The sequence below is a fragment of the Campylobacter sp. CFSAN093246 genome, from assembly GCF_012889415.1.
Lineage (GTDB): Bacteria > Campylobacterota > Campylobacteria > Campylobacterales > Campylobacteraceae > Campylobacter_D > Campylobacter_D jejuni.
This window is the reverse complement of sequence record NZ_CP040613.1, coordinates 681,765-694,009: the sequence shown is the minus strand read 5'-3', so window position 1 is coordinate 694,009 and position 12,245 is coordinate 681,765. Positions and strand designations below refer to the sequence as shown.

The 12,245-nt window shown below is 29.1% G+C and carries 15 protein-coding genes; 1 reads left to right on the top strand and 14 read right to left on the bottom strand.

Annotation, left to right across the window (positions count from 1 at the left end):
* Positions 1-53: 53 nt before the first annotated feature.
* From FBE87_RS09230 to FBE87_RS03620, 8 genes are all read right to left on the bottom strand, one after another.
* A complete protein-coding gene (locus tag FBE87_RS09230; protein WP_285816309.1) occupies positions 54-176 on the bottom strand; it encodes a hypothetical protein in 123 nt (40 codons plus the stop codon).
* Between the two features lie 512 nt (positions 177-688).
* Complete coding sequence (locus tag FBE87_RS03640; protein WP_100626345.1) at positions 689-1,573, bottom strand: hypothetical protein; 885 nt, start codon at positions 1,571-1,573, stop codon at positions 689-691.
* A gap of 139 nt (positions 1,574-1,712) precedes the next feature.
* Complete coding sequence (locus FBE87_RS09225) at positions 1,713-1,886, bottom strand: hypothetical protein (RefSeq protein ID WP_002858593.1); 174 nt, start codon at positions 1,884-1,886, stop codon at positions 1,713-1,715.
* Positions 1,874-2,038: a hypothetical protein gene (locus FBE87_RS09220; protein ID WP_002879385.1), complete on the bottom strand. Its 165-nt coding sequence runs from the start codon at positions 2,036-2,038 to the stop codon at positions 1,874-1,876. Before FBE87_RS09220 ends, FBE87_RS09225 begins: the two co-directional genes overlap by 13 nt.
* A gap of 53 nt (positions 2,039-2,091) precedes the next feature.
* Positions 2,092-2,487, bottom strand: a complete 396-nt coding sequence (locus tag FBE87_RS09215) for a hypothetical protein (protein ID WP_237949527.1) — start codon at positions 2,485-2,487, stop codon at positions 2,092-2,094.
* The gene (locus FBE87_RS09210; protein WP_237949526.1) at positions 2,459-3,169 is read right to left on the bottom strand and encodes a filamentous hemagglutinin N-terminal domain-containing protein; all 711 of its coding nucleotides are present in this window, start codon (positions 3,167-3,169) and stop codon (positions 2,459-2,461) included. The genes FBE87_RS09215 and FBE87_RS09210 overlap by 29 nt, the downstream gene beginning before the upstream one ends.
* Positions 3,170-3,180: 11 nt before the next feature.
* Positions 3,181-5,106 carry a hypothetical protein gene (locus FBE87_RS03625; protein ID WP_100621768.1) on the bottom strand — a complete coding sequence of 642 codons (1,926 nt, stop codon included), beginning with the start codon at positions 5,104-5,106 and terminating at the stop codon, positions 3,181-3,183.
* Positions 5,036-5,755 (bottom strand): hypothetical protein, encoded by a 720-nt coding sequence (locus tag FBE87_RS03620; protein WP_002852321.1) that lies wholly within the window; start codon positions 5,753-5,755, stop codon positions 5,036-5,038. The genes FBE87_RS03625 and FBE87_RS03620 overlap by 71 nt, the downstream gene beginning before the upstream one ends.
* 326 nt (positions 5,756-6,081) lie before the next feature.
* Between FBE87_RS03620 and FBE87_RS03615 the strand changes: the two genes are divergently transcribed.
* Positions 6,082-6,837, top strand: a complete 756-nt coding sequence (locus FBE87_RS03615; RefSeq protein ID WP_002858622.1) for a basic amino acid ABC transporter substrate-binding protein — start codon at positions 6,082-6,084, stop codon at positions 6,835-6,837.
* A gap of 23 nt (positions 6,838-6,860) precedes the next feature.
* Here FBE87_RS03615 and FBE87_RS03610 read toward each other — a convergent pair whose 3' ends face one another.
* From FBE87_RS03610 to FBE87_RS03585, 6 genes are read right to left on the bottom strand one after another with little or no spacing between them, the layout of a single operon-like run.
* Entirely contained in the window at positions 6,861-7,499 is a 639-nt protein-coding gene (locus FBE87_RS03610; protein ID WP_002810914.1) for an HAD family phosphatase, read from the bottom strand.
* Positions 7,496-8,485 carry an ABC transporter ATP-binding protein gene (locus FBE87_RS03605; RefSeq protein ID WP_002856794.1) on the bottom strand — a complete coding sequence of 330 codons (990 nt, stop codon included), beginning with the start codon at positions 8,483-8,485 and terminating at the stop codon, positions 7,496-7,498. Before FBE87_RS03605 ends, FBE87_RS03610 begins: the two co-directional genes overlap by 4 nt.
* A gap of 3 nt (positions 8,486-8,488) precedes the next feature.
* Positions 8,489-9,268: an ABC transporter permease gene (locus FBE87_RS03600; RefSeq protein WP_002793289.1), complete on the bottom strand. Its 780-nt coding sequence runs from the start codon at positions 9,266-9,268 to the stop codon at positions 8,489-8,491.
* Positions 9,269-10,108 (bottom strand): ABC transporter permease, encoded by an 840-nt coding sequence (locus FBE87_RS03595; RefSeq protein WP_002784190.1) that lies wholly within the window; start codon positions 10,106-10,108, stop codon positions 9,269-9,271. It lies immediately after the preceding gene.
* Positions 10,105-10,914 (bottom strand): alkaline phosphatase family protein, encoded by an 810-nt coding sequence (locus FBE87_RS03590; protein WP_010891882.1) that lies wholly within the window; start codon positions 10,912-10,914, stop codon positions 10,105-10,107. Before FBE87_RS03590 ends, FBE87_RS03595 begins: the two co-directional genes overlap by 4 nt.
* Positions 10,911-12,236, bottom strand: coding sequence for an esterase-like activity of phytase family protein (locus FBE87_RS03585; protein ID WP_002793291.1), 1,326 nt, complete (start codon positions 12,234-12,236; stop codon positions 10,911-10,913). Before FBE87_RS03585 ends, FBE87_RS03590 begins: the two co-directional genes overlap by 4 nt.
* Positions 12,237-12,245: the final 9 nt, after the last annotated feature.

Sequence of the window (12,245 nt, the reverse complement as noted above, 5' to 3'; positions counted from 1 at the left end):
ACTCTCTAAAGCATAATCTCTGACACCTGAGTTGTTTTTAATAATTACTTTTCCTATAAAGTTCCAAAAGCTATGTTAATTTGCACTTTGTTAGAACTTAAATCTTGCGGTGGTATATAAGCAGTTGCCGAAGGATGGCCACTTAATTGACAATAATAAGCTATAATGTTTGTTATATCTTTTAAATTTTGTAAGCTTAATTCTTGGTTGCGATATTCAGCTATTGCATCTTGAATTTATTTTTCGCTAATTCTTAATTTTTTAAATGTCAAATCTTTATTATCGATATGCAAAACATACTCTCTTACAAAAACCTTAGCTTCATTTTGATCAGTTTGTAAATTTGCAATATTTGTAGTATTTTGCTCTTTAAAATTTACAGGGCTTTTTTGATTTTTTAATGTATTTTTTAATTTTTATTTTGTGGTCCATTTGCTTCAGAAGAGCTTTCTATAAGCTCTCTTATTTTATTATTATTTAGCTCTTCAGCATGTGAAAATACTTGCAATAAGATTAAATTTCTCATTTTTATTTCCTATTTTGCATTTACACAAATGTTCATTGTCTTAAAATTATCACTTACAATACAACGCAAACCACTACTTCTAGCATCTGCTTTTCCTATGTCCACTTGATCATCATCTTCTTTTTTTTGTGTCTACTTTAGTTTGAATTTTTATAGGAGCTTCTACAACCTTTTCAGGAATTTCAGGCGGCAATACAGAAGGTTTGCCTGGGTCTTCACCCCCTCCCTCTTTTTTTGTTTATCTGGCTCATAGATAGATATATTTGATTTTTCTGGCAATGAGGCTAATTTTCCTTCAAAATTATATTTTCCAGTGTACACTTTACCATCTACATCGCTTCCATTTATAGCAAAACCTTGAGAATTTAGAATCTCATTTTCAAGCTTATAGTGAAATCCTTCATTTCCACTAAGATCCGCAAACTGCTTTTCAAGAGCTTCTTTTTGTTCTAAAAGTTTTGCATACATAACTCTAAGCGTTTCATCGCTAACTAAGCCTGATTCTTTGATTTTTTCATAGTTTTTATTTTCTTTGTCAAGTTGAGCTAAGGCTTCTTGGTATTTTTGTAATTCTTCTTTAAAACTAGCGAAACAACCTTTGCCGGTTTTGATTTTATCCATAGCAGTTTTCTTTTGCGTCCATTTTTCATAAAGATTGGTATAATTTTTATAACTTTGTTCTTGCGAACCTTGCCATAACTTTAAAAATTCTTGTTCTACTCCAGTATCTTTAAATGTATTTAAGAAATTTAAACTTTGAGTGATCTCACTGGCTTCATTTTCCCCTGCCACACCCTTGATATCTGCGTAAATCCAAGTTTTGGTATCAAAATCATAAGTGTATTTTCCATTCATCAAATCATCTAAAATTCTTTGAAGCAATTTAGGGTCAAAGTCGTCTTTGGATAATTTCACAGCATCTGTTGCCTTGGTAAAAGAATCAGCAAAAGCATAAGAATTATTATCAAGATATTTTATATCGTTAAATTTCTTTCTTACAGCACTATCAAAATCTTTTTTTCCTGTTACTTCATTATTATATTGCACAGACTTAAAAAATTCTGTCCTTCATCAATGTAACCATTTTCTAAATTATGATAAACATAAATATTACTAAAATTATTATTTACACTAATTCCAGGATCACCAATAACTTTTCCAGCTTGTGTTTTATAGTTTCCAGCACTCAAAATTGCTCCATTTTATAAAATAAGTAAGCATTATTAATCTTTAAATTTCCAACTTTTCCAGTAAATCCTCCTGTTTTACTATCATTCCCAGAAGTTATAAGTTTTTCTATGTCATTAACCACAACATTATTAAAATTACCACCATCAATTTGTCTGCCTATGCCACCCACATAAGAACCTTCTTTGCTACTATACTTATATTATTAATAGCAACATTTGTAAAATTGATAGTGTTATTCCCTCCACTACCATTTCCCCAGCCTATTATTCCGCCAACTTTAGTATTTACAGCTGTATTAATAACGAGATCATTAACAGTCACATTTTCAAAACCCGTATAACTGTTTGCAATATTTTGCCCTACTATACCTCCAACTAAGCATCATAACCAGTTGAAGCAATTTTCAATCCTTGAATATTAAAGTTTCTTATATAGCTATTTTGAACAACTCCAAAAATTCCTACATATTGATTTGATGAATTAATATTAACATTTTTTAAAGCATAACCAGAACCATCGAAAGATTTAGCAAAAGCATTGCTTGTATTATCACCTACTATGTATGTTTTCACGCCACTAAAATCAATATCATCAATCAAACGAAAATGATCAAAAGCTGTTCTAAATTTTTCTTTATTTACATTCCAAAAATCAGCAAATTTATTCCATTCTGTTGCATCCGCAATACTTCCATATTTAGTCCAGTTTTTAACTTTACTACTATCATCAAAACTAAATTTACTACATAGAATTACCCAATAAAGCTCCATCTTCTTCAAAACTTGTTATGCTTTGTTGAATGATAGCTTCTTGCTCTGCTTTGGCTACGATATTTTTTGTATCTTTTACCACTCCAGCATCAACATAAACTTTATTACCTTCAAGTTTTAATACATCCAAAGTAATTTTTCCTTTATTGATTTCAACCTTATTTCCTATTAAAACAATATTATCTGCATTGATCTTTCCAAGATTTATAATATTTCCTTGTTTGCTTACATCAAATGCCGGAGAGAAACTAGCTCCTTTTTCTAAAAAAGTTTTGACATTATCATCACTTAAAGCTGTTGTGCTAGCTACAAATTTTCCCGCAGTAATAGTTCCTGTTTTGCCAATCAAAACTCCCATAGGATTAACTAAAAAGATATTGTTATTCCCTCTATTTAAAGCTCCGTCTATCTTAGAAGCATCTTTTTGATAAGCAATGTTTAGGTAGTTTTGATTTTTGCCGTTAAAATTTACACTTTCATTTTGTCCTATATTAAAACCGCCACCCCATTGGATAACATGATTTTGTCCTTTTCCTGTAATCGTTACAGTATTGCCAGAGGTATGGATAGTCCCACTTGTACCATGAGTAAATTTACCCCCACTTGGTAAAGCATAAGCTTGAGAAAAGAGCAAAGAACTCACCGCAAATGATAAAACTATATGTTTACTCATCTTTTTCATGTTACTCTCCTTTAAAGTATGTTGATATAAATTATTTTTGCATCATCTGAAACTTCAAAGCTAAAATTTACATTTTTCAATGTACTTTTAGCCAACTTTTCTATCTTGTTGTAATTAAATTTATTTTTATTATTTTTCATTTTTTCTAACAAATTTTCTAATTCTTGTTGATTTAACAATCCATTGTCACCATCATAAATTCCAACATCACTTTGTATGAGAATATATTTTCCTTTTGTTGGTTTATTTTTAGTAAGAATTTCCATACTTCCATTTGCAGGAAGATTGATAAGTTTTTCTATAGTCAAGATAGGATTTTTTATTTTATTTGGTAAAATAAAAGTAAAATTTTCAAAGTTATTTACCACTTCTGATTTGACATCTTGAGTATCTATAATCAAACGATTGTTTTTAGAAAAATCTTCTTGATGCGGTAGAATTTGAGTGATTATTTTACCTTTTTTATTTACTTCATGAAAAACAGAACCAGAAAGCAAATCGATATTTACATCTTTAAAGAAATTCAACTCTCCACCTAAATATAAAGTATTGTTATAAGATTTAAAATTTGAAATATCCGAAGTTCCAGATGGAGCTAAAAATATAGCATCTTGATTTTTATACTCATCTATATTTAAATTAACAAGCTCCATGATATTATCATGAGAATTTGCAGACACTCCAGCTATCAACCCCACATAACCTTGTCTTTTATCTGAGGCAGTACTAAAAGCTGTGTTGTTGATGATTTTATTAAAAGCACTTTCTTTATCTGCTTTTATGATGCACGAACTTTCCACGGCAGCCGAAGAACAATCTTTAAGCTTTATAAGATTGTTGTTTGCATTTTGAGTTGCTTTTAAAATAATTTTTGAGCCCTTTCCTAAAGAACTCGCTTCGGTTAAACTCTGAATGAGATTATAATTTATTTTATTATTTGAAACATTTTTAGCATTGATCATCAAACTTAAATTTTTAGATGATTTAATATTTTCAAAATTTACTTCATTATTGTTTGATTCATCGGCGATATAGTCTATACCATCTAGCGTAGTTTCACTTGTAATAAAAGCATATAAAGGCAATGAAATAACAGAATCTTTTATACTTAAGGTATTATTATTTGCTTTTCCACTTAAAGTTCTTGCCGCATATACGGTAAATTTATCAGAATAATTTTGTGGAACTTTTTCATAGGTTAAATCATTTTGTATATCAAAAACATTAAAATTCGCACCCTCTGTAGCAAAACCTCCGTAAAGATTGTAATAATTTTTTCCATAAAAATTATCACTGATTTTTAAAGGTTTTTTAAGACGAAATACAATTTTATTTCCATTAGCTTCACCATCATTAGAATACCCACCATAGAGGTTTAACGATGCATGTGTTTTAATGTTTTTATTAAGATGATCTAATGAGTTAAAATGATAAACTTCTATAGAATTTTTCTCTGCATTACCCTGTAATGTTCTTCCACCGTAAATTTCTCCAAATAAAACAGCATCATAAAAAGTTATTTTATTTTGCGAATTTACCATTAAATCTAAATTTAAATTTTTAATTATTACAGAATTTTTACTTACATTGTATTTTTTAAGATTATTTACATCAGCTAAAGCACCTAAAATTTCAAAGGTCGAACGAGCTGTATACTCACCATCTGGCCCATGAAGGACGATATTGGCTGAATCGATAAGAACTTTATTGTTTTGTAAATTAGAATTTATGCCAAAAGCTCCCATTAAACGAGTAATTCTTTCATCATAAATATCCTTACCTTCTTCATCTGAAAAATACTGGGAATTATGAAGGTCAATTTTTGTATTTGACTCTAAGATTAATTTATTGTCTTTAGCTTCACCATCAAAAGCTACAGATCCTGAAATATAAGGAACTCCATTTAAGGGCAAGGTGTAGATATTTTCTACACCCATTATTGATATAGGAGTTTTCTTTTAAAATGGTTTGATTGTTAAATCCCTCCCCCCTGTCAGTAAACGCCGCAGTAATTAAATACTTAAAACGATCGCCTTTTTGAGAATTATTAGGTACTCCACAATCCCCTATGCTTGGTTTGCAAAAATACACAGAAGATAATTCTCCATTTTCTAATATAAGTTTATTATTTGTTGCATTTGTATTTTGCGCATAAGCTGTTACAATAAAAGGCATAAAAGAACTAGGAACGGCTTGAGTATCTGAAGATACGGTTCCTAAAGTGCTAAAAGCTGTTATGATCTCTTCTTTTGAAGTATCCGGAGTTAAAATTTCAAGCTTGGATAAATTTTTATTTCCAGATTTAGGGTTATTATAAATCATAGTTAAATTTGATATAGGGTATTTTGACTTAGAAGCATAGAAATTTTTTCCATTAATTTTTTTAAAAATTTCTGCTTGAGGATCATAAACTTGATTATCCTTAAAAGAATGTTCAGAAATATAAAAAATTTTTCCATCCTTGCTTGCAGCCTGAACCGCCGCAAAACAAACCGAAGAAGATAAAACCACACTACAAACGCCCAAGCCAAATTTTGCATTTGTCTTATTTGTAAAAATTTTAAAAATATTAAAATATTTTTTCATCTCATTTCTTACTAAAATAAAACCTTTTGATTTATCGCAAATTGATTATTTGCAACACTATCCCGTATGTCCTGAGTTGATTATAAAATATTAATTTGATATTTTATTTTTCAATATTTAAATTTAATGAAAATTTAACAAATTTTATATTAATATATTCTTAAATAAAATTTTATTTTAAATATTAAAAGAATACTTTTATAATTATTTAAATATTATCTAAAAGCACAACATTAATATAACTTTTCTAAAAATTGATCCAGACTTAATTAAATATAAATTTAAAATAAGTATAATTTTAAAACATTTTATATCAAAGGAAAAAAATGAAAAAAATATTAAGCATTGCTCTAGTTGCTTTAGTTGGTTTATTTTTAGGTGCTTGTAGTGATTCTAAAAATAAAGAATCAAATGCAAGTGTAGAATTAAAGGTTGGAACTGCTCCAAATTATAAACCTTTTAATTATAAAGAAAACTCAAAACTTACAGGTTTTGATACTGATTTGGTTGAAGAGATTGCCAAAAAAAATGGTATTAAAATTGTTTGGGTTGAAACCAATTTCGATGGATTGATTCCTGCTTTAAAAGCTGGCAAAATCGATATGATTGCCTCAGCTATGAGCGCAACTGACGAAAGAAGACAAAGTGTTGATTTTACCAAACCTTACTATATGAGTAAAAATCTTTATCTTAAGCTAAAAAACAACGACTCTCTTCAAACGAAAAATGATTTAGAAGGTAAAAAAATAGGAGTTCAACTAGGAACTTTACAAGAAAATACTGCAAAAGCTATCAAAAATGCACAAGTACAAAGCAATAAAGATTTAAACATAGCTGTTTTAGCACTAAAAAACAACAAAATCGATGCTATTGTAGCTGATCAAGATACTGCTAAAGGTTTTTTAGCTGAAAATCCAGAATTGGTAAGCTTCTACCAAGAAACAGATGGAGGGGAAGGCTTTAGTTTTGCTTTTGATAAAAATAAACAAAAAAATATTATTGAAATATTTAACAAAGGCATAGATGAAGCAAAAACTGATGGATTTTATGATACTTTAATTAAAAAATATGAATTAGAATAAGCGTGAATTTTCACGCTTATAGCTTAAAAAGTTAAAATTTCATATTTTCTCTCTTTTGCAATTTTTAAAATTTTTTCATCACCATTACATACAAAGGCTTTGCTAACAGACTCTAGTAAAGGTAAATCATTGATAGAATCACTAAAAAAATAAGAATCTTTCATCCATTTTTCATAATCTTTACCCAAATATTCCTTAAGTCTTAAAACCTTGCCTTCCTTAAAGCTATAAATCCCATAAGCTTTTCCACTAAATTTATCACCCACACGCTCGCATTTTATGGCTATGCTTTCTCTCACTCCCAAAAAAGAGGCGATTTTTCTAACTAAAAATTCAGCCGTAGCTGAAATTATAATACACCTTTGATCTTGATATTTGATTATAAGTTCTTTAGCTTTTTCATAAGGTTTTATATAAATTTTTATAAATTCATCTACCAAAGATGAAATTCTATCTTCATTTTTACCCTTAACACTTTGAAGAAAAAAAGTCATAAATTCATCCATATCAAACTTTTTTTCTTGATATTGTTTTTGATAAAAAACGATTTTTTCTAAATATTCTTGAGGTAAAAAACCTTTTTCAACACAAAATTTAAGCCAAAGTTTAGCACTATCGCCTTGTATTAAAGTATCATCTAAATCAAATAAAACAAGCTTCATTTTAACTCTTTTGCTAAAGAAAGATTGAATTTTAAAGCGATTTTATCACCTGCTTCATAAGTACTATGAGTGCTAAAATTTAAAGTATCTACCTTAAATTCAATTTCTTGCACTCTAACCCTATAGCGTATGATATTGCCTAGCAATGATTTTTCTTTGATTTTAGCCTCTAAGCCTTCGTTAGAAATTTCTATGGTTTCAGGACGCAAGGCTATATCTTTTTTAAAATCGTGTTTTAAACCCAAGCTATCAAGCTCTTTAGGGCTTAAAATATTGTAATTTCCTATAAAGCTAGCCACAAAATGAGATTCTGGCAAAAGATAAAGATTATTTGCGTTGGAATTTTGTATGATTTTACCCTCATTCATTAAAATAATCGTATCGGATAACTCTAAAGCTTCTTCTTGATCGTGCGTTACAAAAATAGTGGTGAGTTCAAGTTCTTTTTGAATTTCTTTAATTTGCACCCTTAAATGCTTACGAATTTTAGCATCAAGTGCCGATAAAGGCTCATCAAGTAAAAGTAAATCAGGTTTAATCACCAAAGATCTTGCTAAAGCCACTCTTTGCATTTGTCCGCCTGAAAGCTTATGTGGATAAGTTTTAGCGTATTCTTCAAGCTCGACGAGTTTTAACATTTTTTTCACTCTTTTTTCTATGTCCTTTTTATCCATTTTTTTGATCTTTAAACCAAAAGCTACATTTTCAAAAACGTTAAGATTTGGAAAAAGAGCGTAATTTTGAAAAACCATACCTATATTTCTTTTTTGAGGACTTAATTTGGTAAGATCTTTATCATTTAAAGAAATTTTTCCTCCATTAATTTGGCTAAGCCCTGCTATACACCTTAAAAGAGTGGATTTTCCACAGCCACTTGGGCCTAAAAGGGTTATAAACTCACCCTTTTTAGCACTAAAATTAATATCTTCAAAAATAATTTTATCCCCATAAGCTTTTTTAAAATTTTTAATCTTTAAATAAGCCATTTTTCACTCCTTAATCAAACTAGCTATAAAAGTTGTTATAAAAATTAATACAAAATAAACTATTACCAAAGCACTAGAATAATGCCCACTTTGATTTTTGATATTATAAAGATAAACTTGTAAAGTCTCATAAGCACTTCCTACAAGAATATTTGCGTATAAAAATTCACCTATTAAAAAAGAAAAACTTAAAAAAACTGCCACCAAAATTCCATTTCTTAAGTTAGGCAAGATAAGTTTAAAAATCGCTCCCATTAAAGAACCTCCAAGCATAGCATTAGATGTGATGAGTTCATTTAAATTGACATTAGATATAGCATTATCTAAAGCCCTATATATAAAAGGTAAAGCTATAGTAAAATAAGTAAAAATGAGTATCCAAGCTGTGCCTCCTATATTGTCAGCATAAAGTTGCAAAAGCCCCACACAGCTAACTATAGGAGGTACAGCAAAAGGCATGATAATAAGTATATTTACAAAGGCTTTTAATTTTAAAAAATAATAATTTAGCACAAAAACCAAAGGGAAAACAAGAATCACAGAAAGTAAAATACTGCCCACACAAACAAGCAAAGAATGCCAAAGAGCAAGTAAAAATCTTTCGTCATGAAAAAGTTCTTGATACCATTTAAGCGTAAGATCATCAGGCAAAACACTTACACCCCAAGAAGTGGAAATAGAATATAAAAAAGTAGCCATTAAAGGCAAAGCTAAAAATAAAAAAACCAAAAACAAAACTGCATAATGATAAATTTTAGCTTTTAAACTCAAATTTTCATTCATTTAAAGCACCTTAAAATTATATTTTTTAGAAAGGAAATTGGCTATAAAGGTAACAACAAGCATGATAATAGTTATAATGATGCTTAAAGCACTAGCCATATAAGGATCAAGATTGATATCGCCTGCGATTAAAGCAGCGATTCTTACAGGAGCGACATTAAAATTTCCCGAACTTAAAGCATAAATAGTCGCATAAGCTCCAAAAGCATTGGCAAATAAAATCACAAAAACACCAAACAAAGCAGGAGCGAGCAAAGGCAAAGCTATTTTTAACCAATATAAAAAATTGCCTCCACCTAACATTTTACAAGCATTTAAATGTGAATTTTCAAGACTTTTAAAAGCTGGAAGCAAAAGCAAGATTGCCAAAGGAATTTGAAAATACACATAAACAATATTTACCCCGAAATTAGCATAAACACTAACAAAAGGCTCTATGCCTAAATTTTTCAAAAACACATTAACTACACCATTGCTTCCAAGAACTATAATGAAAGCAAAAGCTAAAGGAACTCCTGAAAAATTACTTATCATAGTATTTAAAGAAAAAAGAAATTTACATATTTTTGATGGAGCTAAAACAAATAAAGAATAGCTCGCCAAAAGCCCTATTAAAAGTCCAAAAATACTAGAAATAAAACTGATTTGTAAAGAATTTATAATGCTTTGTAGATAGAATTTGGACTCAAAAATATGTATAAAATTGGCTAAAGAATAAATTTCATCCTCTTCTACATAAAAAGCATTAAAAACAATCCAAATCAAAGGCGCTATCATAAAAAAAGTAAAAACTATAAAAAAAGGTAAAATACTTAAAAAGGCTAGAAATTTTTCTTTCATTTTTTGGCCTTTAAAATTTCATCATTATATCTCTTATCGTGTTTAAGTCCTAAAATTTCACAGATACTGCCACAAATTTCATCCTGTTTTATCTTGGCATTTTCATACGAAAAAGCACTACCAAAAGTGAAAAAAGGCACTAAAATTTCATCTTCACTTAAGCCTCCATGACTTTTACCCTCTGTCATACCATGATCGCTTGTGATGATTACATTAATACCTTGTTCTAACCAAGTAGGCAAATACTCAGAAATCAAAATATCAACTTTTTTGGTTTTATTAGCATACTCAATAGAGTGTGAGCCAAATTTATGTCCTGCATCATCTATATTCATAGAATGTATAAGAGTAAAATCTAGATTATATTTGTTTCTTAAATGCTCCCCATCTGCAAATAAATGAGAATCTAAATAATCATCTTCATAATAAAAATGTCCATAAGGCAAAGTTAAATTTTCATCTTCTATGTGGCGATGTAAAGAAGGAATAAATTCTTTTTTATTATAAAGCTCAAAAACCCAATGATAAGCTGCGCCTCCAGCTTTTAAGCCTTGTTCTTTGCAAAGGTCAAAAATGCTTGTTTGTTTTGAAAAACTCAATTTATTATTAATTATCCCACTTAAAACAGGCTTTACGCCTGTTAATAAGCACTCGTATAAAGGACGAGACATACTAGGAAGTTCGCATTCTAAAGAATAAAATTTGCCTAAATTCTCTTTGCAAAGCGCATTTAAATATCCCATATTTATACTAGCACTTTTACAATTTAAGCCATCAAGCACAACTAAAATAGCTTTGGACATCATTTACTCTTTAAAAAATCTTTTACTTCAAGTAAAATAAATTCATTATCATCAGTTTTATTAGGTTCTCTACTTGAAGAATAAGGAAAGTTATTGTCATTTTCTACGACTATATGAGAGTCATCTACTATATCCACACCTTCTATGGTTTCAAAAGGAAAAACAAATTTATCATTTACCAAAGGCTTTTTAGAAATTTTATTTCTATCCTTAATATTTAAAAGATCTATATAAGAAATTTTTTGAGCTTCATGAGTTTTATCATCTAATTTAACCTTATAAATTCTTTTAAATTGAGCTACATTATTAAAACAATGCTTAGTATCTTCACCTTCTTTGCAAGCCTTATCTTTAGTGCCTTCTTTTTGATCTCTTTCTATGATGATGCCGTATTTATCATCTATCATATTAAAATCACCTATGGAATGGCTTTTATCTTCTAAGAAATATTTATAAGTTTTTCCAGTGAATTTTTTATTTTTTACATTAAATTCTATGATTCTTAGATATTCTTTACCTTTTTCATTCTCATAAGCGTTGTTATTATAAATGCTTCCTTCTAAAAGCAAATAAAGTTTAGAACCATCTTTAGAGCTTGCCATAGCTTCAAAGCCTTTAGAACGCTTGATATTAAATTTCTCATTTTCTCCATCAGGCTTATCGCTAAATTTTAAACTTGGATTATCAGGAGAAATAAGTTTTTTACCCTCCACATACACATCAAAAACTTCTTTTAAATTTCCATTCTTATCAAAATGAAGCAAATAAGGACCAAATTCATCACCTATATAAAATTCATCATTGATAACCTGTATACTCTCAGTATCAAAATCAACCCCACTTAAATACCTTTCTTTGGTTGTTTCGGTGGTTATAGGATAGGGGTATTTTTTATCACTATCTTTAAAAAAAACTGTTTTTAAAAGTTCGTATTTTGAGTTTTTAAAATCAAATTTAAACTCGTGAGCATAAAGCATGGCATCATAAGAATTATACTTTTTACCCAAGCCATTATCGCTAATTACCCAAAAAACATCTTTTTTTGGAATATATTTTATCCCACTATGTCCTTGTATAGGTTGATTTTTAAAAGGTAAATAAAAATCTGTTTCCCTGTTTCCCTTAGATTTAAAAGTTCCAATTTTTTCTTCTCTAGCGATATTTGCAAATTTCCCATAAGTTTTAAAAAAATCAGGAGCATCCTTAGGAGGTTTTACTGTACTTTTAGAATCTATGATAATATGCCCTGCTAAATTGGCCTCATACTCTTGAACTCCAAATAAAACACTGCAAAGCATAGCACTTGTTAAAATAACCTTTTTCATCCAATCTCC

What these genes read in the sequence shown, in the direction of transcription:
- FBE87_RS03605 (WP_002856794.1), bottom strand. Translation starts at nt 8,485, where the DNA reads ATGGCTTATTTAAAGATTAAAAATTTTAAAAAAGCTTATGGGGATAAA.
- FBE87_RS03595 (WP_002784190.1), bottom strand. Translation starts at nt 10,108, where the DNA reads ATGAAAGAAAAATTTCTAGCCTTTTTAAGTATTTTACCTTTTTTTATA.
- FBE87_RS09210 (WP_237949526.1), bottom strand. Translation starts at nt 3,169, where the DNA reads ATGAAAAAGATGAGTAAACATATAGTTTTATCATTTGCGGTGAGTTCT.
- FBE87_RS03600 (WP_002793289.1), bottom strand. Translation starts at nt 9,268, where the DNA reads ATGAATGAAAATTTGAGTTTAAAAGCTAAAATTTATCATTATGCAGTT.
- FBE87_RS03625 (WP_100621768.1), bottom strand. Translation starts at nt 5,106, where the DNA reads ATGGGTGTAGAAAATATCTACACCTTGCCCTTAAATGGAGTTCCTTAT.
- FBE87_RS03590 (WP_010891882.1), bottom strand. Translation starts at nt 10,914, where the DNA reads ATGATGTCCAAAGCTATTTTAGTTGTGCTTGATGGCTTAAATTGTAAA.
- FBE87_RS09215 (WP_237949527.1), bottom strand. Translation starts at nt 2,487, where the DNA reads ATGGAGCTTTATTGGGTAATTCTATGTAGTAAATTTAGTTTTGATGAT.
- FBE87_RS03585 (WP_002793291.1), bottom strand. Translation starts at nt 12,236, where the DNA reads ATGAAAAAGGTTATTTTAACAAGTGCTATGCTTTGCAGTGTTTTATTT.
- FBE87_RS03610 (WP_002810914.1), bottom strand. Translation starts at nt 7,499, where the DNA reads ATGAAGCTTGTTTTATTTGATTTAGATGATACTTTAATACAAGGCGAT.
- FBE87_RS03620 (WP_002852321.1), bottom strand. Translation starts at nt 5,755, where the DNA reads ATGAAAAAATATTTTAATATTTTTAAAATTTTTACAAATAAGACAAAT.
- FBE87_RS03615 (WP_002858622.1), top strand. Translation starts at nt 6,082, where the DNA reads ATGAAAAAAATATTAAGCATTGCTCTAGTTGCTTTAGTTGGTTTATTT.